The organism is Sneathiella chinensis (assembly GCF_012720115.1).
Lineage (GTDB): Bacteria > Pseudomonadota > Alphaproteobacteria > Sneathiellales > Sneathiellaceae > Sneathiella > Sneathiella chinensis.
Genome location: NZ_VNWN01000002.1, coordinates 33,403 through 59,057, shown reverse-complemented (window position 1 = coordinate 59,057; position 25,655 = coordinate 33,403). Strand labels below are relative to the sequence as shown.

Below are 25,655 nucleotides of genomic sequence, written 5' to 3'. Positions count from 1 at the left end.
CGCAGGGCGGGACCGGGGGACATCATGCACCTGTTATTCGCCGGCACAATGTTGTGCGGCTGTTTTTTCCGGAAGGTTGGATTCGTCGAACCCGTATTCCTTGATCATGGCGATATGTTCCGGTGTGCCGAGGAACTTCTTCAGTTCCGCATTGACCGCATCGCGAAGGGAAGTGTCTTCCTTGCGGAAGCCGAAGGAGCCTTCGCCTTTGTATTTCTTGCCTTCATGGGTGAAGGTGAACGGGGCGGCCCGCTCGATCCCGTCATCCTTGGAGGCCAGATCCTTGGCGGTCAGCGATGTCAGGGCCGCAGCAGAGGCCCGGCCCGCCTTGACGGCGGCAACGGCAGAGGCGAAATCCGGGACGATCACCCGCTGTTCCATGGACATGCCAGCCATTTTGGCGTGCTCCACTTCGGCAGTGCCGGCGATGAAGGCGATTTTCTTGTCCTTGCCCACTGCGTCAGCGTAGGTGTTGATGCCGTCCGGGTTGCCGTTCTTGACCACGAAGGCTTCACCGATGCCATAGGTCGGGTTGGCGAAGATGATCTGGGCGCAGCGTTTCGGGGTCACATACATGGATGCGACAATGGCGTCAAAGCGGCCTGCTTTCAGGCCCGGAATGAGGGAACCCCATTCGGTCAGGACGCCGTCCACCTCGTTCACACCCAGCTGTTTCATGACATGGGTGAACACGGTCGGGGACTCGCCCGCCAGCTTGCCGGAAGCCGTGGCAAAGGAATAGGGTGCCTCATTGGCGAAGCCGACCCGGATGTAACCCTGCTTCTTGATTTTTTCCAGAGTTGTTTCCGCCATGGCGACGGAGGTTGCGGACAGGACAGCCGCTGCAGCGGCAAGGCCCATCACGGCGCGGCGTGAAAACTCGGTAAATTTCTTCATGCGTGTTTCTCCCTGTGTTTATCGGGTCAGCATCCTTGCTGATCTTGGTCTCATTCAACCTGATATTGAACCTTCACCATACTGAAGAACAGGTCATGTCGCTCTTCGACTTGAAGGGGGCAGCATGACAAAAGGATCATGGAAATTCAATTGTTATATACAACTAAACAAAAAACAGATTGTATTTTTCAGAAATATAAGGGAAATTTTTTGAATTATCCAACCTGTTGTGCACAACATAGGTTCGATGGACTTATATTCCTAATAAAAGATGGAGAGAAGACGTGTCTAGTGACAGCCAGAAGAATATCCGCAATTTTACCGCCCATGATACTTTCGAGGAAGTGGCGCTATTCAACCGCATGAGCCGTTCCCTGCTGGTCATGTCCCTGAATAACGGGGCCAAGAGCGCGCCCGGATTCCGATCTGTTGTTTTCTGAGAAAGAGCTGAAATATGACCAAACGGATTCGTTTTAGCGGCGAGGAATACCGCCTGCGGATGCAGAAAACGCTGGACGCCATGTCCCGCGCCGGTATCGAAACCCTGATCGTCTATGATCCTTCCAACATGGCATGGCTGACCGGATATGACGGTTGGTCCTTTTATGTCCACCAGTGTGTTGTCCTGAACGAAAACGGCAGTATCTTCTGGTTCGGACGCGGTATTGACGGCGCCGGAGCCCGTCTGACCACCTATCTTTCCCCGGAACATATCCTGACCTATCCCGATCATTATGTGCAGTCATCGGACTGTCACCCCATGGATTACCTGGCGGCCATTCTGGCGGATCTGGGGTGGGGCAAGGGGACCATCGGGGTCGAGAAAGACAACTACTATTTCAGTGCCAAGGCCATGGAATCCCTGTTGACCTACCTGCCGGACGCCACCTTTCTGGATGCCAACAGCCTTGTGAACTGGCAGCGGGCGGTGAAGTCGGAAACGGAAATCGATTACATGCGCCGGGCGGCACGGGTGATCGAGAAAACCTACGAGCGGATACTGGATGTGGCTGAGCCGGGGATGCGGAAAAACGATCTGGTGGCGGAAATCTATCATGCGACCATCAAGGGCTCTGACGAATTCTATGGTGACTATCCGGCCATTGTGCCGCTGATCGGCAGCGGGATTGAGGCAGCCGCCTGCCACATGACTTGGGATGACGGTATTCTGGAAAAGGATACGGGTATGTTCATGGAGCTTGCCGGGGCCTATCACCGCTATCACTGCCCGGTCTCCCGCACCTTGTATCTGGGGACACCGCCGGACAGCTATCGCCGGGTGGAAGCGGCCATAAACGAGTGTATTGAAAAAACGCTGGTCATGTTTCGGCCGGGCAATACCTGCGGCGAGGTGGCCTCAACCTTTTTCGAGGCGCTGCGCAAATGTGGCTATGACAAAGACAACCGCTGCGGCTACCCGATCGGGTTGAGCTATCCGCCGGACTGGGGAGAGCGGACCATGAGCCTGCGGGCCGAGGACAAAACGGTTCTGGAGGCTGGCATGACCTTTCATTTCATGCCGGGCCTGTGGTTCGAGGACTGGGGGTTCGAGATGACGGAAAGTGTGCTGGTCACGGAAGAAGGCGGGGAGTGTCTGGCTGCTGTCCCGCGGGAGTTGTTCGTGAAATGAGGGGGCGGGCACCCTGCCGGGATCAGGCGGGCAGGGTGCCGGTCAGGACCTTTCCAAACTGGACAGGGTCCACGTTTCGGCCGGAAATGACTGCCGCAATATTGGGTCCGGTGGACGCGACCTTCCCGGTAACAAGGGCGGCCACACCAACGGCAGCGGCCCCTTCGGTTACAAGGCCGTGGTGGTGATAGAGATGCCGCATCCCTGCCGCAATGTCGGCTTCGGACAGCAGGATAATCTCGTCCACAAGGTCCCGGGCGAGGGAAAAGGTATGGCGGTTCCGAAGACCGATGCCGCCGCCCAGACTGTCGGCAAGGGATGGTTCTTCCGGGACAGCGACCGGTTTGCCCGCCGCAAGGCTGGCCTGCATGGCGGCGCCCCGTTCCATGGAAATCCCGACAACGCGGATATGGGGAGAGATGGATTTGACGGCGAGGGCCGCGCCGCCAATCAGGCCGCCCCCGGAGAGGGGCACCAGAACCGTATCCACCTCCGGCCAATCCTCCATGATTTCAAGGCCGATGGTCCCCTGTCCGGCAATGATGTCCGGGTGATCGAAGGGGGGAATCTCGTTCATTCCCAGCGACTGGACCAGATGATCGACTTCCTGTTGGGCGTCATCCTGACTGTTGCCGACAATGCGGATTTCGGCGCCAAGATCGCTGATGGCCTGACGCTTGTTTTCCGGGACCAGGCTGGACATGCAGACAATGGCCGGGATGCCACGGGCCGCTGCCGCATGGCTGAGGGCGCGGCCGTGATTGCCGGTCGAGGCGCAGACCACGCCCCGTTCCGCCTGTGCGGGCGTCAGGGCGGCCAGTGCATTGGCCGCCCCGCGTATCTTGAAGGCGCCGGTTGGCTGGACCGTTTCCAGTTTCAGGCGCACCTGCCGCCCCTCGCCGGACAGCGCCGGGCAGGGCGTGAGAGGGGTTCGTAGCGCCAGTTCGGCAACGGGACGGCGCGCCCTGAAGATGGATTGCAGTGTCAGCATGGTTGGCTTTTCCCTATTGATGTGCACAACGATGGGTGAAATCAGTGGTTGACCCATAATATTTTACAGAATATTGGGAAATATAGATATGATTGTATACATCTTGAAAAAATAACGGGGTCAGGATGATGAATTCAGGGGATCAGCGCAGCAAGATTTCCACGGTGGTGGATTTTGATCAGGAAGGGGTTCAGCACGGCCACCTGACCATCCCCCATTCCCGCAACGAATCCCCGTGGGGGTCCATCCTGATGCCGGTTTCCGTCTTTCGGAACGGGGCGGGGCCGACGGTTCTTCTGACCGGTGGCAATCATGGCGATGAATATGAAGGGCCCATTACCCTGATGAAGCTGATCCGGATGCTGGACGTGGAGCGTCTGTCCGGGCAGGTGATCGTGCTGCCGGCCCTCAATTATCCGGCCGTGATGGCAGGGACCCGGCTGTCCCCGCTGGACGGGCGCAACATGAACCGGTGCTTTCCGGGGGACAGGGATGGTACCATTACCCCGATGATCGCGGATTTTGTTCAGCGTTTCATCCTGTCCCGCTGTGATGCGGTTGTGGATATTCATTCCGGAGGCAAAATGATGTCCTTCCTGCCGACCAGTGTCATTCATCGGTTGCCGGATGCGGACAGAATGGCCCGGACGGTGGCGGCAGCAAGGGCGTTTGGCGCCCCCAATTGTCTGGTTCTGGAAGAACTGGACGCGGCGGGAATGCTGGATACGGCGGTGGAGGATATGGGGAAAATCTTTATCTCCACCGAACTGGGCGGCGGCGGAACGTCCACACCGGAAACCGTGGCGATTGCGCTTTCCGGGGTGCATGATGTGCTGGTGCATCTGGGGGTGCTGGATGAACCCCTGACCGGAACCGGGGAGACCCGCTTTCTGGAGACACTGGACGGGTCCTATGTGATTGCGGATGGGGGCGGCATTGTCGAATTTGCCGTCAATCTTGGGGATCAGGTCACGGCGGGACAGGCCCTTGCCTTCATTCATGATGTGGACACGCCCTCCCGGCCGGCGGTGGAGTATGTGGCCCCGCGAGACGGGATTGTTGTGCACAAGCATTTTGCGGGGCTGATCGGGCGCGGGGATTGCCTGTCGGTTATCGGCACCGAGACCACCGAGTTTTCCTGATCACAGGATTGGGGCGGCGGTCCGCAGCTTCAGGGAGGAACCATGGATCATAGCATACGCATTCTGACAGAAGAGATGCTGCGCGCCTGCGTCCCGTTGGACAGGCAGGCCATTTCCCTTGTGGGCAACGCCTTTTCTGCGCTGTCTGGCGGCGCTGTTGTCATGCCGCCTGTCTTGTCCATGAACCTGCCGGAGGTCCATGGAGAAGTGGATATCAAGACGGCCTACATTCCGGGTTTCAACGAGTTTGCCATCAAGGTCAGTCCCGGCTTTTTTGACAATCCGGCCTTGGGGTTGCCCAGCCTGAACGGGTTGATGGTGGTCTTGAGCGCCCGGACCGGGATTGTGGAGGCAGTCCTTCTGGACAACGGCTATCTGACCAATGTCAGGACCGCCGCTGCGGGCGGTGTCGCCGCGGACTGTTTGGCCCCGAAAGTGGTTCAAACAGCCGGTGTGATCGGAACCGGTGTGCAGGCCCGGTTGCAGATGAAGGCCGCTCATCTGGTACGGTCCTTTGAACGGGTGATCGTCTGGGGCCGGGATCGCGGCAAGGCCGAACAGTGCGCCCGGGATTTGCAGCAGGACCTTGGCATTCCGGCAGAGGTGTCGGATAGCGCTGCCGATCTTGTCGCCAGATGCCAGCTTGTGGTCACAACAACCCCGGCCACGGAACCGGTTCTTCAGGCCAACTGGTTGCATCCGGGCCTGCATATCACGGCCATGGGGTCGGATCAGTCGGGCAAGAACGAACTGGACCCGGACATTCTGGCGCGGGCGGACCTTTATGTGTGTGATAACCAGCGCCAGTGCGAGACATTGGGCGAGCTGCGCACGGCACAGGCCGCAGGCTATCTTGTGGGATCGTCCCTGCCGGAACTTGGGGCGATTGTCCGCGGTGCCGTTTCTGGCCGGGTGTCGGAGGAGGCGGTGACCGTGTGCGACCTGACGGGTACCGGCGCACAGGATACGGCCATTGCCGCCCATGCGCTGGCGCAGGCGGCAAAAGCGGATCAGGGGTTTTCCGTGCCCGCAAGGATCGGATAGGCCATGTTGAAACTGGACGACAGGGACCTGAAAATTCTGGCCATCCTGCAACGGGAGGGGCGGATTTCAAAAGCGGCGCTGGCCGAGCGCATCGCCCTGTCGCCGACGCCCTGCTGGGAGCGTCTGAAGCGGCTGGAGAATGCCGGGATTATCGAAGGCTACGGGGCGCGGATTGCACTGGGCAGCCTTGGCCCCATGTCGGTCATCTTCATGCAGGCCGAACTGGAAAGCCATAAAAGCGAGGATTTCGAGCGGTTTGAGGCGGCGGTGCGGGATATTCCCGAAATTGTCGAATGCTGGGCCATTGGCGGCGGGCTGGATTATCTGCTCAAGGTGGCAACGCGGGATGTGGACAGTTACCAAAGGCTGGTGGACCGGATCCTGAACATGCAGATCGGCCTGTGCCGATATTATACCTATATCGTGACCAAGCCGGTCAAGGTCAGCCCGTTTCCGCCCATACCGGCCTCCCTCGATCCGTAGGGCGAACCGCAAAAATATCTCCATCAGAAGAATCGTCTGAATGGCGCCTTCAAGTCGGAAGGGCCGTCTGAAAAACGGGGGCAAAAGGAAAACACCCTCTTTGGCAGGGCAGATAGGATAAGGGCGGATTTCCGGTATGGAGGATGCCTGATGACGCTTGAAAATCTATCGCCTGTTTCTGCCCTTGGGCTGGATGCCTTGCGGGACCCGACCCTGTTTCGGGAGTTTTCCTATGTGAACGGGGAATGGATCGCGGCGGCGGGCGGACAGTCAATCGAGGTTCGAGACCCCGCCGACGGGACGCGGATCGGGTCGGTGCCGTCCCTGTCGGGGACAGAAAGCCAAGAGGCCGTTGACGCGGCCGAGGCGGCTTTTGACACTTGGGCGGATACCCTGCCGCAGGAACGTTCCGCCTTGCTTCGGGGGTGGTACAACCTGATGCTGGAACATCGGGAAGACCTTGCCCTTCTGATGACGCGGGAACAGGGCAAACCCCTGTCCGAATGCCGGGGCGAGATTGATTATGGGGCCGAATTTATCGAATTTTACGCCGAGGAAGCCAAGCGCCCGAATATCGAGGGGGTGACGTCCCACTTGCGGGGCGCGGAGATCGAGGTCTGGCGCGAACCTGTCGGGGTTGCCGCGCTGGTCACACCGTGGAATTTTCCGTCGGCCATGATTACCCGCAAGGCCGCTGCGGCCCTTGCCGCCGGTTGCACGGTGATTGTGCATCCGTCACAGGAAACGCCCTATTCGGCGCTGGCCCTTGCCGAACTGGCAGAGCGGGCCGGTTTTCCCAAGGGGGTTTTCAATGTGGTGACCGGCCATGCCCCGGATATTGTCCGGCCATGGACCGAGGATGCGCGGGTGCGGGTCTTGTCCTTTACCGGATCAACCGAGGTGGGCCGCCTGCTTTATGGTCAGAGCGCCGGAACCGTGAAGCGGCTTGTGCTGGAATTGGGCGGTCACGCCCCTTTCATTGTGTATGCCGATGCGGATTTGGACAATGCGGTCCGCTGCGCCCTGTCCGCCAAGTTTGCCACATCCGGGCAGGATTGCCTTGGGGCCAACAGGTTTTATGTGGCGCGGGCCGTGTATGACGCGTTTTGCACGAAATTTGTCGCCGAAACGGAGAAACTGACCGTGGGGCGGGGCACGGACGATCCGGATATCGGCCCGCTGATGAATGAAAAGGCCGTTGCCAAGCAGGAAGAGCAGGTGGCCGATGCCCTTGCGGTCGGGGCGCGGCTTTTGACGGGGGGCGGGCGTCATGAAATGGGCCCCCTGTTTTTCCAGCCCACGGTTCTGGCGGATGTACCGGATGCAGCCCGGATCATGCGGGAGGAAACGTTCGGCCCGGTGGCGGCGATCCAGCCGTTTGACCCCGAAGAGGACATCCTGACCAAGGCCAATGACACGGAATACGGATTGATTGCCTATCTGCATACGGCGGATGCGGGGCGGATCTACCGGGCGAGCCGCCGGTTGCAGTTTGGCATGGTGGCCGTGAACCGGACCAAGGTAACGGGTGCGCCGATCCCCTTTGGCGGGGTCAAGCAGTCCGGTCTTGGCCGGGAAGGGGCCCGGCAGGGCATGGAGGAGTTTACCGAGATCAAATATGTGTGCCGCGACTATGAAAAGCGGGCGCGGCCGTGATCAGACCATCATTTCAGGAAATCAAGGAACAACAAGATGCTGACAAATGACCAGCTTTCCCAGTGGGATCGCGACAATTTCTTTCACCCCTCCACCCATCTGGCGCAATTTGCCCGCGGCGAGGCGCCGAACCGGATTGTCACCGGCGGGGAGGGGGTCTTTATTCAGGACCGGGACGGCAACCGGCTGCTGGACGCCTTTGCGGGCCTCTATTGTGTGAATGTCGGGTATGGCCGCCCCGAGATTGCCGAGGCGATTGCCAAACAGGCCCATGAACTGGCCTATTATCATTCCTATGTGGGGCACGGGACCGAGGCGTCCATCACGCTGGCGAAAATGATAATGGACCGGGCGCCCGCCCATATGAGCAAGGTCTATTTCGGCCTGTCCGGGTCTGATGCCAATGAAACCAATATCAAGCTGATCTGGTATTACAACAACATCCTGGGCCGCCCGGAAAAGAAGAAGATTATTTCCCGCTGGCGGGGATATCATGGCTCCGGCTTGATGACCGGCTCCCTGACGGGACTGGAACTGTTCCACAAGAAGTTCGACCTGCCGCTGGCGCAGGTGCTGCATACGGAAGCTCCCTATTATCTGCGCCGTCAGGACCCGGCCATGAGCGAGGAAGCGTTTTCCGCCGATTGCGCCCGGAAGCTGGAGGAACTGATCCTGTCCGAGGGACCGGACACGATCGCCGCCTTTATCGGTGAGCCGGCGCTGGGAACCGGGGGGCTGGTTCCGCCGCCAGCGGGATACTGGGCCGCCATTCAGGCTGTGCTGGAAAAATACGATATTCTGCTGGTCGCCGATGAGGTGGTGACCGGGTTTGGCCGTCTGGGGTCCATGTTCGGAAGTGATCATTACGGTCTGAAGCCGGACCTGATCACCATCGCCAAGGGGCTGACATCGGCCTATGCGCCGCTGTCCGGGTCGATTGTGTCGGATCGGATGTGGCAGGTATTGATGCAGGGAACGGACGAAAACGGGCCGATCGGACATGGCTGGACCTATTCCGCCCATCCTATCGGCGCGGCGGCGGGGGTTGCCAACCTCAATCTGGTGGACAGTCTGGGACTGGTGGAAAATGCCGGTCAGACAGGGGCCCGTTTCAAGGCCCTGATGCAGGACGCGGTCGGAACCCATTCCCATGTGGCTGAGGTGCGCGGGGAAGGTCTTCTCATGGCGGTGGAATTTGCCGAAGACCCAGCCGCCCGTATCCAGTTTGACCCGGCACAAGGGATGGGGGCCAAGGTGGCCGCCGCCTTGCTGAAGCGCGGGGTGATCGCCCGGGCCATGCCGCAAGGGGATATTATCGGATTTGCCCCGCCCCTGTGCATTACCGAAAATGAATGCGCCTTTGTTGTCAGCGCCATGAAAGACGCGGTGAGCGAGGTTTTCGGCGACTGATTTCAGGGCTGCGATATGTGAAAGAACGGCCCGCTTCCGATTGGCGGGCCGTTTTTTGTTGGCGTGCTTTTTCCGGCGGGGGGTTGCGCGGGGCGGGTCAGATGTTATGTTTACTAGCGATGGGGTTCTGATAAATCCTGTCTTTTTGGATCGGAGCGGCGCACAGGCGCAACGCCTTTGGGCGTATTGGGTACGGAAGTTCCCCGGCGGGCAATCCCCGCCAATGGGTAGAGCGGTAGTGGCTCCGGCTTGAAACAATCATGAGACGAAGACCTGTCCCCTGTCCCGAAAGGGAGAGTGCGGATCTGTATTATAAAAAACTGGAAAAGGATCGGGATCGATGTCAGCGGAGATACCAACGATCGAGGATGTTGAAAATTCGACAATGGGGGGGCGCATTCAAATGGCGCGTGCCGCCCGGGGACTGTCAAGCAAACAGCTTGCCTTGCGGATCGGAGTGCTGCCGAAAACCCTTGGCAACTGGGAACGGGACCGGTCAGAGCCCCGGATCAACCGGTTGCAGGAAATTGCCAACATTCTGAATGTTTCGCTGGTCTGGCTGCTGGGCGGGGACGTGGAAAACAGCGAAATGGAGCTGGACGCAAAGTTCGATGAAACCGCATCTCTGGCCATCAAGCTGGATATGCTGATGGACATGCAGCAGCGGATGGCGACCCTGTTATGTGATGTGCAGGGCGAGGTGGCCCGCCTGCAAAGCGAGATTGACGACGGCAGCCTGAATAGCTGATGCAGGCCCTTGTCACGGGGCTGCCCTGTCAGGGCGCGGGATGAACCGAAACACGGCAGGATGGTCGCCGTGTTTCGGTGGGTTTCGCCGGATGGATCAGTAGGGCAGGCCGACGTAGTTTTCAGCCAGCGAGACCTGCGCGGCGCGCGAGGAGAACAGATAGTCCAGTTCGGTCTTCTGAATCCGGTCGCCAAAGCCGCCATTTTCCGGGAATTTGTGCAGGATGGTGGTCATCCACCATGAAAAACGCATGGCTTTCCAGATCCGCTTCAGCGCGGTTTCGGAATAGCTGTTCAGTTTTCCGTCCTGTCCGTCCTTGTACCAGCCGATAAAGGCCTCGGACAGGTAATGCACGTCGGATGCGGCCAAATTCAGGCCCTTGGCACCGGTCGGCGGAACGATATGCCCGGCATCCCCGGCCAGAAACAGGCGGCCATGGGAAAGCGGCTCGGACACGAAGGACCGCAAGGGGGCGATGCTTTTCTCGATGGACGGGCCAGTCACCAGTGACGCGGCGGTGTCGGCGGGCAGGCGGGATTTCAGTTCTTCCCAGAACCGCTCGTCGGACCAGTCCTCGACCTTCTCGTTGTTGGAAACCTGAACATAGTAGCGGCTGAGATTGTTATTGCGCATGGAACAGAGCGCAAAGCCGCGCTCGTGGCTGCTATAGATCAGTTCGTGGGACACCGGCGGGGTTTCGGACAGAACCCCCAGCCAGCCGAACGGATAGACCCGCTCGAATTCCTGGCGGATCCCCTCGGGGATGGATTTGCGGCTGACACCATGGAAACCGTCACACCCGGCAATGAAATCGCAGTCCAGCCGGTGGGCTTCCCCGTCTTTCTCATAGGTGACATAGGGAGCATCGCCGGTCAGGTCGTGCAGGGCCACATTTTCGGCCTCGTCCACCACAATGCCGCCCATCTGGTCGCGGGCTTCATAAAGGTCCTGCGTGACTTCCGTCTGGCCATAGACCATGACGGTCTTGCCGCCGGTCAGGCCGGCAAGGTCAATATGGTGCCGCTCGCGATTGAAGGCGATGTCAAAACCTTCGTGGATTTGTCCCTCGCGGTCCATGCGCGCGCCAACCCCGGCGCCCCGAAGCATGTCCACAAGGCCCTGTTCCAGAACACCGGCGCGAATGCGGCCCAGCACATACTCGCGGCTTTTCCGTTCCAGAACGACCGTATCGATCCCGGCCCGATGCAGGATTTGCGACAGCAGAAGGCCGGACGGCCCACCGCCAATGATGGCGACTTGTGTTCTTGTTGAAATCATATCTCTACCTATCCCGGGTCATTTCTTTTATACTGCCTGAAAATCTAACGCTTCTGGTAAATTAGAAAATGGATGGATCGGGCCAAAAATTGGATAATTCGAACATAAATGACGGATCAGGCCTGATCCCCAATTATGCCCTGTACGGGGAGCGGAATACGGAGCTGTTCCCGGATATCCTGCATTGTGAATCCATCGCGGCGCGGTCCCGGCAGCATGACTGGAAAATCGGCGCCCACCGTCATCACCAGCTGCATCAGTTTTTCCTGCTGGAGACCGGGGGCGGTACCATTTCCGTGGAAGGCGAGCGGTATGAACTGGGAACGCCGGTGGCGATTTCCATGCCGCCCCTGACCGTTCACGGCTTTCGCTTTCAGCAGGAAACGAAAGGGTGGGTGATCACGGTCCCGTCCATGATTTTGAAGGAGGCCCTGCTCACGGCCCCGGATATTCGGGAGCGACTGTCAAAACCGGCTTTCCTGAAAAGTCCGGGCACCATTGCCGCCTGTTTTCGCAGAATGGTGGAGGAACACCGGGGAACCGGGCCGGGACGCCAGCAGTATCTGGTTCATCTGGCGGGGATACTGGCGCTGGAATTTGCCCGCGACCTGATGGCGCTGGATCGGTTGCCGCACAGCCGGGAAAGCCGCCAGCATGGGCATGTCCGAAAATTCCTGTCCCTGCTGGAGGAGAATTTCGCCACTTGTCATGCGGCGCGGGATTATGCGGGACAGCTAAACATGACAGCCCCGCACCTGAACCGGATTTGCCGGGATGTGACGGGGAAGACCACGTCCCGCCTGATACAGGATCGCCTTGTTCTGGAGGCGAAACGATCGCTGGTCTATACCAAGATGAGTATCGCGGAGCTGGCCTATGCCATCGGGTTCAGTGATCCCGCCCATTTTTCCAGGTTCTTTCAGCAGCGGACCGGTATGGCGCCCTCTGCCTTTCGCCAGAAAATGGACAGGATCACCTGAAGCCGTGATGGGTTAGCCCGACAGGAACCGGGGTAACCAGAGGGTAATGGCCGGGAATGCCACCAGCAGCACAACCCGCAGCAGTTCCGCAAAGAAGAACGGCGCCACGCCCTTGAAGGTTTCACTCATGGGGGTGTTCGGGTCCAGCGTCGATATGATGAACACGTTCATGCCCACGGGCGGGGTAATCAGGCCCAGCTCAACCACGATCAGGGCCAGAATGCCAAACCAGATTTTCACATCTTCCGGGTTCATGCCGAAATCAAGATCGGCGATCACCGGCCAGAAAAACGGAATGGCCAGCAGGATCATGCTGAGACTGTCCATCAGGCAGCCCAGAATGATCAGCGCCACCAGCAGCAGACCCAGAATGGCAAGGGGCGGCAGGCCCGAATTGACCATCATCTCGGCTGCGGCCTGCGGAACGCCGCCGCGGGACATGAAGATTTTCAAGAGTTCCGCCCCCAGCAGGATCAGGTAGATCATGCCGGATGTCTTTGCCGTTTCCAGCAGGGCATAGCGGAAATCCTTCAGCTTCAGGACCCGTTTTGCAAGGCCATAAAGAATGACGAGGAAAACGCCGATGGCGGCTGCCGGAGTGGGGTTGAAGAACCCGAAATAGATGCCGCCGATGACCAGACCGAAAATGGTCAGGACCGGGACCATGTTCATGGTGGCCGAAATCAGTTCATCGCGATCGACAACGGCACCGCGGGGGCCTGCATCGGGCCGCACCCGGACATAGACGGCAATGGTCAGCAGGAACAGGATCACCGCCAACATGCCCGGCAGGAAGGCCGCCATGAACATGGTGACGATATTGGCCTCGACAATCACCGCATAGACAACCAGCACCACAGACGGCGGGATCAGGATGCCCAGCACCCCGCCGGCGGCCAGTGTGCCTGTGGCAAGCGAGCCGGAATACCGGTAGCGGCGCAGTTCCGGCAGGGCCACCTGACCCATGGTGGAGGCCGTCGCCAGCGACGAGCCGCAGACCGAGCCAAACCCGGCACAGGCGGCGATGGCGGCCATGGCAACCCCGCCCCGGAACCGGCCAAGCCACGCATTGGCGGCCCGGAACAGGTCATTGGACAGGCCCGCCCGGGTGGCGATATTGCCCATCAGGACGAACAGGGGAACCACCGACAGGTCGTACACCGAGAACTGGGCCCATGCCAGATCCTTCAGTTGGGCCATCAGGATGTCGGTGCCGTTCAGATAGGCGATGCCGATGCCGCCAACGACAATCATGGAATAGGCGATGGGAACCCGGACGACAATCAGGCCGATCAGCGCAATCAGTCCGATCAGGCCGGTAACAAGATGCATTTCCAAAATTTCTCTCCTCAGGCCCGACGGCGTGTTTTCATGCAGTCGATGGCGGTCATCAGGGACGCGGCAACGAGCAGGCACAAGGAAACAAGGGCCGGAATGAATCCGATCCAGATGGGGATGCTGAAAATGGCGGTGACTTCTTCGTAGGTGATGTAGTCCTGCAGGCCAGCCGACATGCGCCACAGCAGAATGAGGCTGAAGGCAAGGGCCAGCAAGCCCGCCAGAAGACCCATCAGGGCAAGGGCCAGGCGTCCGGCCCGCATGGTGAAGATGTCGGCGGAAACGTTGGAGCCCGTAATCTGGCAGTAGGGAAGGAAACTGAAGATGGCAATGGCAATGCCCATTTCAGTCAGTTCGAAATCACCGGTCAGCGGGATGCCAAACAGGATATCCGCTGTAATGGAGTAGGCATTGACCAGAACGACAGCCAGCAACAGGACGCCGCCCGCCAGTGCCCAGATTTCGCACAAACGGTGGACAAGGGCATAAGCCCTTGTCCAGGATTGGGTGTTGGTCACCATGACAGGTTATTTCATGTATTTGGAAACAGTCGCAACCGCCAGGTCATAGAGGGCCTTTCCATCGACACCCTTGGAAGAGATTTCCTCGGCCCAGCGATCCACAGCCGGAGAGGCTTTCTGCTCCAGAGCGGCCCATTCTGCCTCGGTCAGCTGAACATGCTTGTTGCCTGCCTTGACCGCAACGGCCAGACCGCCTTTTTCAGCATTGTCCCAGACCTGACCCACTTCTTTCAGCCATTCCGGGCCGGAATTGTCGGTGAAGATCTGCTGGATGTCTGCCGGCAGGCTGTCCCATTTGGCCTGGTTCATAGCCACCTGGAAGGTCAGGGTGCCAAGACGTTTGCCGTTCGGGCCTTCAATCTGGTACTGGGTCTGTTCCTGAATTTTCAGGGCCGGGATGATTTCAAACGGGATCAGGGCGCCGTCCACCACTTTCTTGGACAGGGCCAGCGGCAGGTCGGGAACGGATGTCTTCACCGGGTTCGCACCCAGTTCTTCCAGAACCCAGCCACCGGTGCGGGACGGGATGCGCATCTTCAGGCCTTCAAGATCGGCCGGGGTGCGGACTTCCTTGTCGGCCATCTGCAGGGCCATGCCGCCATGGACATGCAGGAACATGGGCTTCAGGCCTTTGAATTCGGCGGCCAGATGATCCTTGTACAGCTCGTTCATGGCAAGGTTGGTAGCCGCGGCGTTGCCCTGATGAACACCCGGAAGTTCAAAGACTTCGGTGCGCGGGAACAAACCGGCAGCATAGCCGTTTACGAACCAGGCAAGGTCGACGATGCCGTCGCGAACCTGACGCGGCAGTTGCGGCGGCTTGCCACCAAGGGACATGGACGGGTAAATCTCGATCTTGACCCGACCGTTGGAGGCTTTTTCAATCCGTTCGGCCCACGGAACCAGCATTTGGGAATGGGCCGGGGCCTTCGGGCCCAGGAAGTGGTGCAGCTTGAATTTGATCTGCTCTTCGGCTGAGACATTGCCAGCCATGATCAGGGCTGCTGCCGCACCGGCCGCAACCATACCAATGGATTTCAAAAATTTCATGACGCTTCTCTCCCTTTGTCATGTTTGCAGGCGTGCCTGCGAATTTATCCGGCCTTCGATATTCTAGTGAATAAAGGGCCTGATCCTGAATTCTGTTCTCACCTTTTTATTATGTAAAATAACTTTACCTGTGTGTTTTATAACCAAACGGTGAGGCTTTTACGAAGCCTGTATGGATTTTATATCCGATAGTAACTCATTTGCACGGTCAAGTCCGGCGGCTGTTGCCTGAACCATGCCGGGCAGGATCATCCATTCAAGGGACCAGCCACTGCCGGAGCGTTCATTTTCGGCAAGCGCTGCCTGACTCATACCGGAAATCTGCACGGAATTATAGCGCGCAATGCTGACAAGCAGTTCTGCCCGCACCGGGTTCTGCTTGTGCGGCATGGCCGATGATCCGCCCGCCGATTTCAGGGTCACTTCGCCAACCTCGTTCTGGGCCATCAGGGCCAGATCCTGACCGATCTTGCCAAGGGCGGTGGTAACCTCGCTCATCCATGCGGCAAGAAGGGACAGGGGGCGGCGATCCGTGTGCCAGCATTCGGCATCTTCAAGCCCCAGTTTGGCCGCCAGCCGCTTGCGCACCTCGGGGCCTTTCTCACCCAGCTTTGCGAGGGTGCCAACGGCCCCCCCGAACTGGACTTTCAGCAAGCGGGGACGCAGGTCCTCCAGCGCGGTCAGCAGATCAAGCAGCGGGGCTTTCCAGTTCCCCAGCCGATGGGACAGCGGAATGGGCAGGGCCCGCTGCATGCGGGTGCGGCCCATGATCTCCAGCGTGCCATAGGCGGCGTTCAGGGCCTCAATCCGCTGAAGGGCGGTGTTCAGGCCCTCCTCGAACAGGTCGAGAATGTTTTTCAGCCGCAGGATCAGGGCCGTGTCGATCACGTCCTGACTGGTTGCCCCGTAGTGAACATGGGCCCCATGATCCGGGCCAACGGCGGCGCGGATCTGGCGGACGAGGGCGGGAATAACCACCCCATCCTTCGAGGTGCCCTGTTTCAGGTCATCCATATCAACGGAAAAAGAGCGGAGGACGGCAGAGATTGCCTCTGCCGCCTCCGCAGGAATCAGTCCCGCTTCTCCCTCTGCTTCGGCCAGCGCGGCCTCAAAGGCCAGCATGGCAGCGACATCCGCCTTAGGGGACAAGTGGCGGGATGCCTCCGGCTGTCCGAACAGGCCCGACAGGTAGGCATGGTCAAAGGGAGAAGGGGACATGAGGTAACTCCGTTTTTTCCTTACGCCCCGGCGCCGGAATGGGCCGCCTTGGTGCGGGCATTCAGGTCACGCAGGGTGGCCAGTTCCAGTTCGGTTGGCTCTGGCGTGGTTTCCAGATTGTCGGCAAACTTCACTTTCCAGCCACAGGTTTCCTGAACCATGTCACGGGTCACCCCCGGATGCAGGGCGATCACGGTGAATTCTTTGGTGACCGGGTCCGGGTGCCAGATGGCAAGGTCGGTGATCAGCAGGGTTGGGCCCTTTGTCGTCATGCCCAATTCCTCGCGGGCGTTTCCGCCTTCACCGTGGCCGAACGAGGTGAAGAAATCAATCTTGTCCACCATGCCGCGCAGCGACTGTTTCATGGTGATGAAGATTTCTCCGCAGGAAGAGGCTATCTCGGGCGCACCGCCGCCGCCGGGAAGGCGGGTTTTCGGGGCATCATAATCACCGATCACCGTGGTGTTGATATTGCCAAACTTGTCCAGCTGTGCCGCACCAAGGAAGCCGATGGTAATGCGGCCGCCCTGCAGCCAATAGCGGAACATTTCCGGGACGGAAACGGTGGTCACCGCCGTATCGCAAAGCTCGCCATCGCCAATGGACAGGGGCAGCACATCCGGCGCGGTACCGATGGTGCCGCTTTCATAGATCAGGGTGATGTCCGGGGCGTGGGTCAACCGGGCCACGTTACAGGCGGCTGACGGGGCACCGATCCCGACAAAGCAGATATCTTCATTGCCAAGGGCGCGGGATGCGGCAATGGTCATCATTTCGTCGCGTGTGAAATCCAGTTCCATTATTTGCTCTCCCTCAGGGCGGAAACCCGGCTGGCGAAATCCTCAGGCGTGGCATCAAGGACATTGTCCTTCATCCAGGCCTTGAACCCGTCCCGGTCGGACGCAATCTTGTCCCATTCCAGATAGGCGGCGTTGTCGCGGATATAATATCCATGCGCGTAGGAAGGGTGAGAGCCACCCGGAACCTCACAAATGGCGGTTACGGCCCAGTTGGGCAGGATGCAGGCATTGGGGTGGACGTCATCAAAATTGTCGACCACTTCCTCAACCGTGACCACGGACCGCTTGGCGGCAAGGACGGCCTCTTTCTGGATGCCGATAATGCCTTCCACCAGAACATCCCCGCGCTTGTTGGCTTTCTGGGCGTGGATGAAGGTGACATCGGGGCGCACGGACGGCACGGCCGCCAGCACTTCGCCGGTGAAGGGGCAGGTGACTTCGCGAATATTGGGATTGACCTTCTTCAGGTCCGCCCCCTTGTAACCCCGGAACACGGCGCAAGGAAGGCCGGATGCCCCCGCTTCATAGGCATTGGCCATGGCGGCGTGGGAATGCTCCTCGATCTCCATCGGGTGCGGCCACTGGTTTTCCACAGCATCGCGCAAGCGCCGCAGCAGGCCCACACCGGGGTTCCCCGCATAGGAGAAGATGGCTTTCTTCACCATGCCCATGCCGATCATCTGGTCATAGATCACGTCCGGGGTCATGCGCACCAGTGTCAGGTCCTTGCGGCCCTGACGGATGGCTTCATGGGCGGCGGCATGGGGAATGAGATGGGTAAAGCCTTCAAAGGCGGCCACATCCCCATCAAACAGGTTTTCCGCAACGGCGTCCTTGAGGGACTGGAATTTTGCCATTGTTTACGTACTCTTACAGATCGAAGAAGACAGTTTCGCTGTCCCCTTGCAGGTGAATGTCAAAGGTCACGGTGTTGCCGTCGCGCTTGCCGATCAGGGTCGGAACCCGATCCTGATGCTCAATCCGGGTCAGAACCGGATCGGCGGCGTTGGCGTCTGTCTCGTCCGAGAAATACATCCGGGTGTTGAGGCCGATATTGATCCCGCGGGCCACGACCCAGAAGGAAATATACGGGGCCATCATGCGACCGTCGTTGAACGGCAGGGCGCCCGGCTTGACGGTTTCAAACACAAACTCGCCGGTTTCCATATGGGTCGGACAACGGCCCCAGCCGGTGAAGTTGGGGTCGGCCTGACCGCGGGTTTCGCTCGGGCTGTTGAACAGGCCCTTGGCATCCGCCTGCCAGATTTCAACCAGCGCATCCTTGACCGGGGCGCCCATGCCATCAAATACACGGCCCCGAACGGTGATCCGGTCGCCTTCCGTCTGGTCGTTGACCATGCGGATACCGAGGTCCTCGGCATACACGCCGGTGATTTCCGTGAAGTTGGGGGTCAGGCCGATATGAACATACGGGCCTGCCGTCTGGGATGGTGATTCCTTAAGATAGTTCAGAGGCTGGGTCATCAGTTCCCCTCCAGTCGGTTTTCAAACAGGGTGGACCGGCGTCCGCGCAGGACGATGTCAAACTTGTAGGCAATGCTGTCCATGGGGATGGTGTTGGCCATGTCCAGTGGGGCGACCAGCTGGCGGACGGCGTCCTCATCCGGGATGGCCTGCACGATCGGGCATTTCCAGATCAGCGGATCGCCCTCAAAATACATCTGGGTGATCAGCCGCTGGGCAAATCCGTGTCCGAAGACAGAGAAATGGATATGCGCCGGGCGCCAGTCATTGACACCGTTCGGCCACGGATACGGGCCGGGCTTGACGGTGCGGAAGGAATAGGCGCCGTTCTCGTCGGTGATGGTACGTCCGCAGCCACCGAAATTGGGGTCCAGCGGGGCGATATAGGATTCTTTCTTGTGGCGGTAGCGACCACCGGCATTGGCCTGCCAGAATTCCAGCAGGGCGCCGGGAACCGGGCGTCCGCGTTCATCCAGAACACGGCCATGGACGATGATCCGTTCGCCAACCGGCAGTTCGCCATTGCTGGAGAAGTTCAGCAGCAGGTCATTGTCCAACTCGCCGATTTCGCTATGCCCGAAGACCGGGCCGGTAATCTCGGACGGGCCGTTGTTCAGCGACATCAGCGCCTTTTTCGGGGACCGCAAAATACTGGTCTTGTAGGCCGGGGTAAAGGCGGGGGGTTGCCATGTCCAGTCCCGCTGGAAGAAACCCCCGGTTTCCGGTTTTCTATTGCTCATTCCTGCTCTCCGCTGCTGTTGGTTTCAGCATCCTGCTGTTCGAATATTTCCTTGACGATCTTGATAGCACTGTTTGCGGCGGGAACACCCGCATAAATGGCCACATGCAGCATGGCCTCACAAATATCCTCGCGGGTGGCGCCGGTGTTGCGGGTGGCGCGCACATGCATGGCACATTCCTCGTAATGACCGAGGGCGGCCAGAAGGGCGATGGTCACCATGGACCGCTCCCGCTTGGACCAGTGGTCGCGGGACCAGACAGAACCCCACGCGCCTTCCGTGATCAGCTCCTGGAACGGCTGGTCGAACGGGGTGGTGTTCTTGTCGGCGCGGGCAACATGATCAACGCCAAGGACGGACTGGCGGGTTTTGCGCCCTTGCTGGTAGCGTGCGGACGGGGAGGTGGCATCAGCCATTGACGGTCTCCTGCATGACTCTCTTGGTAATAAATTCTCGGATCAGGGTGAGGGTGGCCTGCGGTTGTTCAACACACGGGATATGGCCGGCATTGGTAATCACGCGATAGTCGGCCCCCGGGATCAGACCGGCCATTTCCTCGACCAGTGCGGGCGGGGTGGCAAGGTCCTCGTCGCCGACAACACACAGGGTCGGAACGGCGATCTTGCGGGCTTCTTCGGTCAGGTCCGTATCGCGGATGGCGGCGCATGTGCCGGTATATCCGTTCAGGTCCTGCCGTTCCAGCATGGTGCGGCATCCCTGATAGACCGGGTTGTCGTCGCGGCGGAAACTTTCCGTGAACCAGCGGGCCATGATATCGTCCAGCATGGGGGCATAGCCGTTCTGCTGCAGCGCCTCAATGCGGGTCTGCCATGCCTCGGCGGTGCCGATCTTGTGGCCCGTATCGCACAGGATCAGGCCCTTGACCCGGTCGGGATGGGCGGCATAGAAGCCTTGCGCGATCATGCCCCCGAAGGACAGGCCGCAAATAACAAGCTTCTTCAGATCCAGATGCTCAACAAGGGCCGCCAGATCGGCCACATGCTGATCCAGGCTATAGGGCGGAGAGGCAAGGGCGGACAGGCCGTGACCCCGCTTGTCATACAGCAGGATGGTAAAGTCTTGTTCCAGATTTCGGACCACATCGTCCCAGATGCGGTAGTCTGTCCCGAGGGAATTGGAGAATACCAGGGTGGTGTCGCCGGTCCCTCTCAGCTCGTAATGCAGGACAGTTTCGTTTGTTTTTAGAAAATTCACGTTTTTCTCCTGTTCGAAATATCTAATCAAATGTATTTTGTTTGGTAAAATGATATTTGTGGCATAACTTATAATCAAAAGGTTATTGGTTGATGGATAAACGGATCAAACTTCGCCATCTTCAGATTTTTATCGAGGTTGCTCGCCAGAAAAGTGTGGGCAAGGCTGCGAATGTTCTTGCCGTCAGCCAACCGGCGGTGACGAAAACCATTCGCGAACTTGAAGAAATCCTGGAAGTAAAGCTGTTCGAGAAAGAGGGCCGGGGGATCCGGCTTGGCCGGTTCGGTGAAGTTTTCCTGCGCCATGCCGGAGCCAGCGTGGCCGCCGTCCAGCAGGGGGTGGATTCCGTGTTGCAGGCGGCCCGCCAAAGTGCCCCGCCGGTTCGGATCGGAGCCTTGCCGACCGTCTCGGCGCGGATCATGCCGGATGCCATCAAGCTCTACCTGAAAGAAAATCTGGGCAATGAAATCAAGATTGTGACCGGGGAAAATCTGGTTCTTCTGGAACAGTTGCGACTGGCGGAACTGGACCTTGTGGTGGGACGGCTTGCGGCGCCTGAGAAAATGACCGGGCTGTCGTTCGAGCATATCTACAGCGAACAGGTGGTGTTTGCCGTGCGGGCCGGCCATCCGCTGGTCATGTCGGGCCAGCTTCATCTGGAAACCTTGCGCGACTATCCGATCCTGATGCCGACCAAGGCGTCCGTTATCCGCCCCTTCGTGGAGCGGTTCCTGCTGACAAATGGCATTCCCGAACTGCCCAGCCAGATCGAAACCGTGTCGGATTCCTTTGGCCGGGCCTTCATCCGTTCCAGTGACGCCGTGTGGATTATTTCCGAAGGCGTGGTTGCCAATGACCTGCGGGACGGGCGCATGGCGGCCCTGCCCATTGATACCAGTGAAACCCGCGGGGCGGTGGGATTGACCACCCGCGCGGACGAGGACCCGTCGGCACCGCTTTCCATCATGTGCCAATGTATCCGGGCGGTGGCAAAGCAACACTGAACCTGCTGTTTAATAATTGTTCCGGATGGGCAAATTCAAAGCGGTTTTGCCCCCTTTGGAGGGGTGCTTTTCCAAATAAAAAATCTTTATCAATCGATATGTTGACATAAAACATCTTTTATCGATGGGGCGGATGCTCTAAAAAGAGAAAACATCAACTATAAATTGCACTGAAACAGGTTATAGGTACTCACATGAAATTACTGAAAAACGCCGCCAAGGCAGTTGCAGTTGCGGCCGTTCTGGCCAGCGGATTTGCAACCACCGCCTCGGCGCAGGATCTCAAGTTCTTCACGATTGGTACAGGCGGTACGGCCTACACCTACTATCCGGTTGGTGGTGTGATCGCCAATGCGATTTCCAAACCTCCGGGGTCTCGTGAATGTGGCAAGGGCGGTAGCTGCGGTGTTGATGGCCTGATTGCCTCCGCCGTTTCCTCTCGCGGGTCCGGCGACAACGTGAACGCCATCATTTCCGGCCTGCGGGATTCTGGTTTCGCACAGTCTGACGTTGCCTACTGGGCCTATACAGGCACCGGCACCATGGAAGGCAAGGAGCCGGCCAAGGACCTGCGCACCATCGCGGCCCTGTTTGAAGAGCATATCCATCTGGTCAGCCTGAAAGGCCGCGGTGTCAATTCCGTTGCCGACCTGAAGGGCAAGCGCGTGTCCCTCGATGAGCCGGGTTCCGGCACCTATGTGGACGCCAAGCTCATTCTGGAAGCCAATGGCCTGTCCACCGATGACGTGACAGCCGAGGCCCTGAAAGGCAACGCGGCGGCAGAAGCCCTGCGGAACGGCAAGATCGACGCCTATTTCGTTGTGGCCGGTTACCCGACCGGTTCCCTTGTTGAACTGGCCTCCGCAACGGACATGACGCTGGTCCCGATCGACGGGGAAGGCGCCAAGGCCCTGACCGACAAATACGGCTTCTTCGCACAAAGCGAAATTCCGGCAGGCACCTATGAAGGGGTTGACGCAACCATGACTGTTGCTGTTGGCGCCCAGTGGTACACCAATGCCAAGCAGGATGAAAAGCTGATCTACAACATCACCAAAGCCCTGTGGAACGACGAGTCCCGCAAGCTGCTGGATGTGGGTCACGCCAAGGGTAAGGCAATCACCCTGGAATCCGCGCTGGCTGGCGTCGGTGTTCCGCTTCATCCGGGTGCAGAAGCTTTCTACAAGGAAGCTGGCCTGATCAAGTAATCCTGTAAGGGATAGCTCCCCGGGTGCCGGTGCACCCGGGGATTTTTTTGTGTTTCAGGGGAGGGGAAAAAATGAGTGATCCTTCGACAGTCGCCGATCAGCCAAGCAAGGAAGAACTGGCGGAACTTGAACGGAAATACGACTCGGAAACCGCATTTCGGTCAGCCGGGCCACGGATTGCGTTCGTGATCTCCATCGCTCTTGTGAGCATGTCGGTCTATCACTTCTATGCCTCCGGCTTTGGCACCATTCGGGAATTGCTGCATCGGAGCATTCACCTGTCCTTTGTGCTGGGGCTGGTTTTCTTCCTGTTTTCCTTCCTGAAATCCCGGGGTCACAGCCGGGACCGCGATCCGTGGTATTATGTGGGCGGTATCAGTGTCTTTGACATGATCCTGGGTGTCGTCGCTGTCGCGGCGTCGTTGTACCTGCCGTTGCTGCCCCCTGAAGTGGTGGCGGAGCGTGTGGGGAATCCCGCGCCCCTTGACCTTGCCATGGGGACGGCCCTGCTTCTGGTCACACTGGAAGCGGCGCGGCGGTCGGTTGGACCGACCCTGCCCCTGATCGCCATCCTGTTTATCCTGTTCGCCATATTCGGGCCGTGGGCGCCCGGTGCGCTCAAACATGGCGGGACAAGCTGGCTTGGCCTGATCAACCATATCTACATGACCAATCAGGGGATTTACGGTGTCGCCATCGGTGTCATGGCGCAGTATGTCTTCCTGTTCATCCTGTTTGGCGTTCTGGCAACCCGGATCGGTCTTGGACAATTGTTCATCGATCTTGCCATGGTGGTGGCGGGCCGGTATTCCGGGGGTCCGGCCAAGGTGGCCATCAGTGCCTCGGCCTTCATGGGCAGTATTTCCGGCTCTTCCATTGCCAATACGGTGACCACCGGGGCCTTGACCATTCCCGCCATGAAGCGGGTCGGATACCCGGCCCGGTTTGCCGGCGCGGTGGAGGCAACAGCCTCAACCGGTGGCCAGATCACGCCGCCGATCATGGGCGCGGCCGCCTTTATCATGGTCGAGTATCTTGAAATTCCCTTGCGGGATGTGCTGGCAGCGGCCCTGTTCCCGGCCCTGCTGCATTATTTCGGGATTTTCGTCATGGTGCATCTTGAGGCCAAGAAGCTGGGCCTGCGCGGCCTGACCAAGGAAGAACTGCCGAATATCGTTCTTGTGCTCAAGGAAAACTGGCTGTCCATCATTCCGCTGGTCATTCTTGTCTATTTCATTCTGGCCGGCCGAACGCCTGATTTCGCGGCCGTCTATGGGATCATCGCCTGTGTGGTTGTGGGCTTTTTGAAGCCGGCCAACCGCCTGACCATTCGCGACCTTTGGAATGCCCTTGGGGATGGTGCGAAAAGCACCATTGCCGTTGGCGCGGCGGCGGCCTGTGTGGGCATCATCGTCGGGGTTGTGACCCTGACCGGTGTGGGGTTCCGTCTGGGCTTTGTGGTGGTGCAGACCGCCAATGAACTGGGGGCCGTGTTCTCGGCCACCTGGCCGTTCAGCCTGATCGGCCTGACCGAATGGGCCCTGTTCTTCTCGCTGATCCTGATCGCCTGTGCCTGTATCATCATGGGGGCGGGCATTCCGACAACGGCCACCTATATCATTCTGGTTGCGGTTGCGGGGCCGGCCTTGGCCCAGTTGCAGGTGGAGCCGCTGGTTGCCCATTTCTTCGTCTTCTATTACGGGGTGCTGGCCGATATTACACCGCCGGTGGCGCTGGCCGCCTATGCGGCGGCGGGCATTGCGGGCTCCAACCCGTTCAAGACCGGCAACACGGCATTCCGTCTTGGAATTGCCAAGGCCATCGTGCCGTTTGTGTTCGTCTATTCCCCGGCGTTGCTGATTGTCACCAACGGGTTCACATGGGGGGCTTTCGCCATCACGCTGTTTGGCGCCATGGCGGGGATCGGCCTGCTGGGTGTGGCGTTCTCAGGCTATCTGTTCGCGCCCTTGCCGAAATGGCAGCGCTACTGGACCGGGGCGGTTTCCCTGTTCTTTATCGCACCGGGTGTGGTGACCATGGCGATCGGGGCGGCGCTGCTGACACCGGTCTTTGTCAGTCAGGTCATGGCCGCACGGAAAACCGCAGACCAGATGTCCTAGTTGGGGGCCGGGTGTCCCGGCCCGCAATCCTTGATATTCTTGCTGACCCGATGGGTGCCGCGGGTATGAAAGTCGTCAAAAACGGCGTCAATCATGCACTCGGCCACATCGGCGAAGGTGGAGGCGCGGCCCGTGCTGGTTGCCTTGGCTTCATAGACGGGCCGCGGATTGTCCGGGCTGCCGGTGCGGTTATCCATGATCCGAATGGCAAAATACTTGTCATAACGGGTTTCCGAATAGGGGGCATACCCGACAATGCCATAGGACGGATACAGATGGTGCCGATAGCCATAACCGTAATAGAGAGAACTGTATCCATAGACCGGGCGGGAGGAGACGATCTGCTGGGCGTCGCTGACACCATAGCGGATCTTGGCGATATAATCCGCGCTTTGCCTGTCCGGGGCCGGGCGAAACCCAAGGGTTTCCAGCCGCATTCCAACGGATTCCGTGTAATGGGAAAACTCGGCACTACCTTTTTGTTCCGGACCCGGTTCGAAATAGAGGGTGCCGCCGGTTTGTTGATCCGGCAGATAGTTGAACCGGGTGACCTTGGAACTGACCGAGGCGCAGCCGGTCAGGATCAGGCCGGTGATGATCAGGGGAAGGATTTTCTGGGTGATACTCATGGTGTCTCTTACTGCTTTCCCCGCCTGTGGGTCTTTCTTACATATAGGGTCTCTTCGGGTTCGTTGAA

Annotated in this window: 26 protein-coding genes; 12 read left to right on the top strand and 14 right to left on the bottom strand. The window is 59.1% G+C overall.

The genetic code is table 11. The annotated features are described in order from the left end of the window. Positions 1 to 33: 33 nt before the first annotated feature. Entirely contained in the window at positions 34 to 897 is an 864-nt protein-coding gene (gene ehuB, locus FQB27_RS00265; protein ID WP_169558877.1) for an ectoine/hydroxyectoine ABC transporter substrate-binding protein EhuB, read from the bottom strand. Between the two features lie 284 nt (positions 898 to 1,181). On the opposite strand from ehuB, the gene FQB27_RS00260 reads away from it, so the two are divergent. Further along, positions 1,182 to 1,337, top strand: a complete 156-nt coding sequence (locus tag FQB27_RS00260; RefSeq protein WP_169558876.1) for a hypothetical protein — start codon at positions 1,182 to 1,184, stop codon at positions 1,335 to 1,337. Between the two features lie 14 nt (positions 1,338 to 1,351). Continuing rightward, positions 1,352 to 2,527 (top strand): M24 family metallopeptidase, encoded by a 1,176-nt coding sequence (locus FQB27_RS00255; protein ID WP_169558875.1) that lies wholly within the window; start codon positions 1,352 to 1,354, stop codon positions 2,525 to 2,527. 22 nt (positions 2,528 to 2,549) lie between these two features. On the opposite strand, the gene eutB is transcribed toward FQB27_RS00255, so the two are convergent. Further along, positions 2,550 to 3,518: a hydroxyectoine utilization dehydratase EutB gene (gene eutB / locus FQB27_RS00250; protein ID WP_206374126.1), complete on the bottom strand. Its 969-nt coding sequence runs from the start codon at positions 3,516 to 3,518 to the stop codon at positions 2,550 to 2,552. 125 nt (positions 3,519 to 3,643) lie between these two features. Between eutB and FQB27_RS00245 the strand changes: the two genes are divergently transcribed. From FQB27_RS00245 to FQB27_RS00220, 6 genes are all read left to right on the top strand, one after another. Further along, positions 3,644 to 4,660, top strand: a complete 1,017-nt coding sequence (locus FQB27_RS00245) for a succinylglutamate desuccinylase/aspartoacylase domain-containing protein (protein WP_206374124.1) — start codon at positions 3,644 to 3,646, stop codon at positions 4,658 to 4,660. Between the two features lie 42 nt (positions 4,661 to 4,702). After that, on the top strand, positions 4,703 to 5,704 hold the full coding sequence (locus FQB27_RS00240) for a cyclodeaminase (protein WP_169558873.1): 1,002 nt from the start codon (positions 4,703 to 4,705) through the stop codon (positions 5,702 to 5,704). A gap of 3 nt (positions 5,705 to 5,707) precedes the next feature. Next, positions 5,708 to 6,187, top strand: coding sequence for an Lrp/AsnC family transcriptional regulator (locus FQB27_RS00235; protein ID WP_169558872.1), 480 nt, complete (start codon positions 5,708 to 5,710; stop codon positions 6,185 to 6,187). A gap of 150 nt (positions 6,188 to 6,337) precedes the next feature. After that, a complete protein-coding gene (locus tag FQB27_RS00230; protein ID WP_169558871.1) occupies positions 6,338 to 7,843 on the top strand; it encodes an NAD-dependent succinate-semialdehyde dehydrogenase in 1,506 nt (501 codons plus the stop codon). Between the two features lie 36 nt (positions 7,844 to 7,879). After that, positions 7,880 to 9,253 (top strand): aspartate aminotransferase family protein, encoded by a 1,374-nt coding sequence (locus FQB27_RS00225; RefSeq protein ID WP_169558870.1) that lies wholly within the window; start codon positions 7,880 to 7,882, stop codon positions 9,251 to 9,253. 340 nt (positions 9,254 to 9,593) lie between these two features. Further along, positions 9,594 to 10,001: a helix-turn-helix domain-containing protein gene (locus FQB27_RS00220; RefSeq protein WP_169558869.1), complete on the top strand. Its 408-nt coding sequence runs from the start codon at positions 9,594 to 9,596 to the stop codon at positions 9,999 to 10,001. A 96-nt stretch (positions 10,002 to 10,097) separates the two neighbouring features. Here the strand turns inward: FQB27_RS00220 and pobA are convergent, their stop codons facing one another. Beyond that, the gene (pobA, locus tag FQB27_RS00215; RefSeq protein WP_169558868.1) at positions 10,098 to 11,279 is read right to left on the bottom strand and encodes a 4-hydroxybenzoate 3-monooxygenase; all 1,182 of its coding nucleotides are present in this window, start codon (positions 11,277 to 11,279) and stop codon (positions 10,098 to 10,100) included. Between the two features lie 89 nt (positions 11,280 to 11,368). Here pobA and FQB27_RS00210 point away from each other — a divergent pair, with 89 nt between their 5' ends. Beyond that, positions 11,369 to 12,259, top strand: coding sequence for a helix-turn-helix domain-containing protein (locus FQB27_RS00210; protein WP_169558867.1), 891 nt, complete (start codon positions 11,369 to 11,371; stop codon positions 12,257 to 12,259). A 12-nt stretch (positions 12,260 to 12,271) separates the two neighbouring features. Here FQB27_RS00210 and FQB27_RS00205 read toward each other — a convergent pair whose 3' ends face one another. The 10 genes from FQB27_RS00205 to pcaD form a co-directional block, all read right to left on the bottom strand. Next, entirely contained in the window at positions 12,272 to 13,591 is a 1,320-nt protein-coding gene (locus FQB27_RS00205; RefSeq protein ID WP_240953342.1) for a TRAP transporter large permease, read from the bottom strand. 17 nt (positions 13,592 to 13,608) lie between these two features. Then, positions 13,609 to 14,118: a TRAP transporter small permease gene (locus FQB27_RS00200; RefSeq protein WP_169558865.1), complete on the bottom strand. Its 510-nt coding sequence runs from the start codon at positions 14,116 to 14,118 to the stop codon at positions 13,609 to 13,611. 6 nt (positions 14,119 to 14,124) lie between these two features. Continuing rightward, on the bottom strand, positions 14,125 to 15,168 hold the full coding sequence (locus tag FQB27_RS00195) for a TRAP transporter substrate-binding protein (RefSeq protein WP_169558864.1): 1,044 nt from the start codon (positions 15,166 to 15,168) through the stop codon (positions 14,125 to 14,127). A gap of 159 nt (positions 15,169 to 15,327) precedes the next feature. Next, positions 15,328 to 16,386, bottom strand: coding sequence for a 3-carboxy-cis,cis-muconate cycloisomerase (locus FQB27_RS00190; RefSeq protein ID WP_169558863.1), 1,059 nt, complete (start codon positions 16,384 to 16,386; stop codon positions 15,328 to 15,330). A gap of 20 nt (positions 16,387 to 16,406) precedes the next feature. Further along, the gene (locus FQB27_RS00185) at positions 16,407 to 17,189 is read right to left on the bottom strand and encodes a CoA-transferase (protein ID WP_169560008.1); all 783 of its coding nucleotides are present in this window, start codon (positions 17,187 to 17,189) and stop codon (positions 16,407 to 16,409) included. Beyond that, complete coding sequence (locus FQB27_RS00180) at positions 17,186 to 18,043, bottom strand: CoA transferase subunit A (RefSeq protein WP_169558862.1); 858 nt, start codon at positions 18,041 to 18,043, stop codon at positions 17,186 to 17,188. Before FQB27_RS00180 ends, FQB27_RS00185 begins: the two co-directional genes overlap by 4 nt. A gap of 13 nt (positions 18,044 to 18,056) precedes the next feature. After that, entirely contained in the window at positions 18,057 to 18,671 is a 615-nt protein-coding gene (pcaG, locus tag FQB27_RS00175) for a protocatechuate 3,4-dioxygenase subunit alpha (protein ID WP_169558861.1), read from the bottom strand. Further along, on the bottom strand, positions 18,671 to 19,411 hold the full coding sequence (gene pcaH / locus FQB27_RS00170) for a protocatechuate 3,4-dioxygenase subunit beta (RefSeq protein ID WP_169558860.1): 741 nt from the start codon (positions 19,409 to 19,411) through the stop codon (positions 18,671 to 18,673). Before pcaH ends, pcaG begins: the two co-directional genes overlap by 1 nt. Then, the gene (gene pcaC / locus FQB27_RS00165) at positions 19,408 to 19,827 is read right to left on the bottom strand and encodes a 4-carboxymuconolactone decarboxylase (RefSeq protein WP_169558859.1); all 420 of its coding nucleotides are present in this window, start codon (positions 19,825 to 19,827) and stop codon (positions 19,408 to 19,410) included. The genes pcaH and pcaC overlap by 4 nt, the downstream gene beginning before the upstream one ends. After that, positions 19,820 to 20,626, bottom strand: a complete 807-nt coding sequence (gene pcaD, locus FQB27_RS00160; protein WP_169558858.1) for a 3-oxoadipate enol-lactonase — start codon at positions 20,624 to 20,626, stop codon at positions 19,820 to 19,822. Before pcaD ends, pcaC begins: the two co-directional genes overlap by 8 nt. Positions 20,627 to 20,715: 89 nt before the next feature. Between pcaD and pcaQ the strand changes: the two genes are divergently transcribed. From pcaQ to FQB27_RS00145, 3 genes are all read left to right on the top strand, one after another. Continuing rightward, positions 20,716 to 21,630: a pca operon transcription factor PcaQ gene (gene pcaQ / locus FQB27_RS00155; protein ID WP_169558857.1), complete on the top strand. Its 915-nt coding sequence runs from the start codon at positions 20,716 to 20,718 to the stop codon at positions 21,628 to 21,630. A 194-nt stretch (positions 21,631 to 21,824) separates the two neighbouring features. Further along, positions 21,825 to 22,838, top strand: a complete 1,014-nt coding sequence (locus FQB27_RS00150) for a TAXI family TRAP transporter solute-binding subunit (protein WP_169558856.1) — start codon at positions 21,825 to 21,827, stop codon at positions 22,836 to 22,838. 71 nt (positions 22,839 to 22,909) lie between these two features. Further along, positions 22,910 to 24,958, top strand: a complete 2,049-nt coding sequence (locus tag FQB27_RS00145) for a TRAP transporter permease (RefSeq protein WP_169558855.1) — start codon at positions 22,910 to 22,912, stop codon at positions 24,956 to 24,958. Here FQB27_RS00145 and FQB27_RS00140 read toward each other — a convergent pair. Beyond that, positions 24,955 to 25,587, bottom strand: a complete 633-nt coding sequence (locus tag FQB27_RS00140) for a DUF4136 domain-containing protein (protein ID WP_169558854.1) — start codon at positions 25,585 to 25,587, stop codon at positions 24,955 to 24,957. The genes FQB27_RS00145 and FQB27_RS00140 overlap by 4 nt on opposite strands. Positions 25,588 to 25,655 lie beyond the last annotated feature (68 nt).

What these genes read in the sequence shown, in the direction of transcription:
- FQB27_RS00140 (WP_169558854.1), bottom strand. Translation starts at nt 25,587, where the DNA reads ATGAGTATCACCCAGAAAATCCTTCCCCTGATCATCACCGGCCTGATC.
- pcaH (WP_169558860.1), bottom strand. Translation starts at nt 19,411, where the DNA reads ATGAGCAATAGAAAACCGGAAACCGGGGGTTTCTTCCAGCGGGACTGG.
- pcaC (WP_169558859.1), bottom strand. Translation starts at nt 19,827, where the DNA reads ATGGCTGATGCCACCTCCCCGTCCGCACGCTACCAGCAAGGGCGCAAA.
- FQB27_RS00195 (WP_169558864.1), bottom strand. Translation starts at nt 15,168, where the DNA reads ATGAAATTTTTGAAATCCATTGGTATGGTTGCGGCCGGTGCGGCAGCA.
- FQB27_RS00220 (WP_169558869.1), top strand. Translation starts at nt 9,594, where the DNA reads ATGTCAGCGGAGATACCAACGATCGAGGATGTTGAAAATTCGACAATG.
- FQB27_RS00190 (WP_169558863.1), bottom strand. Translation starts at nt 16,386, where the DNA reads ATGTCCCCTTCTCCCTTTGACCATGCCTACCTGTCGGGCCTGTTCGGA.
- FQB27_RS00225 (WP_169558870.1), top strand. Translation starts at nt 7,880, where the DNA reads ATGCTGACAAATGACCAGCTTTCCCAGTGGGATCGCGACAATTTCTTT.
- FQB27_RS00200 (WP_169558865.1), bottom strand. Translation starts at nt 14,118, where the DNA reads ATGGTGACCAACACCCAATCCTGGACAAGGGCTTATGCCCTTGTCCAC.
- pcaG (WP_169558861.1), bottom strand. Translation starts at nt 18,671, where the DNA reads ATGACCCAGCCTCTGAACTATCTTAAGGAATCACCATCCCAGACGGCA.
- FQB27_RS00150 (WP_169558856.1), top strand. Translation starts at nt 21,825, where the DNA reads ATGAAATTACTGAAAAACGCCGCCAAGGCAGTTGCAGTTGCGGCCGTT.
- FQB27_RS00145 (WP_169558855.1), top strand. Translation starts at nt 22,910, where the DNA reads ATGAGTGATCCTTCGACAGTCGCCGATCAGCCAAGCAAGGAAGAACTG.
- FQB27_RS00205 (WP_240953342.1), bottom strand. Translation starts at nt 13,591, where the DNA reads ATGCATCTTGTTACCGGCCTGATCGGACTGATTGCGCTGATCGGCCTG.
- eutB (WP_206374126.1), bottom strand. Translation starts at nt 3,518, where the DNA reads ATGCTGACACTGCAATCCATCTTCAGGGCGCGCCGTCCCGTTGCCGAA.
- pobA (WP_169558868.1), bottom strand. Translation starts at nt 11,279, where the DNA reads ATGATTTCAACAAGAACACAAGTCGCCATCATTGGCGGTGGGCCGTCC.
- FQB27_RS00230 (WP_169558871.1), top strand. Translation starts at nt 6,338, where the DNA reads ATGACGCTTGAAAATCTATCGCCTGTTTCTGCCCTTGGGCTGGATGCC.
- FQB27_RS00245 (WP_206374124.1), top strand. Translation starts at nt 3,644, where the DNA reads ATGATGAATTCAGGGGATCAGCGCAGCAAGATTTCCACGGTGGTGGAT.
- FQB27_RS00180 (WP_169558862.1), bottom strand. Translation starts at nt 18,043, where the DNA reads ATGGCAAAATTCCAGTCCCTCAAGGACGCCGTTGCGGAAAACCTGTTT.
- FQB27_RS00240 (WP_169558873.1), top strand. Translation starts at nt 4,703, where the DNA reads ATGGATCATAGCATACGCATTCTGACAGAAGAGATGCTGCGCGCCTGC.
- FQB27_RS00255 (WP_169558875.1), top strand. Translation starts at nt 1,352, where the DNA reads ATGACCAAACGGATTCGTTTTAGCGGCGAGGAATACCGCCTGCGGATG.
- ehuB (WP_169558877.1), bottom strand. Translation starts at nt 897, where the DNA reads ATGAAGAAATTTACCGAGTTTTCACGCCGCGCCGTGATGGGCCTTGCC.
- FQB27_RS00235 (WP_169558872.1), top strand. Translation starts at nt 5,708, where the DNA reads ATGTTGAAACTGGACGACAGGGACCTGAAAATTCTGGCCATCCTGCAA.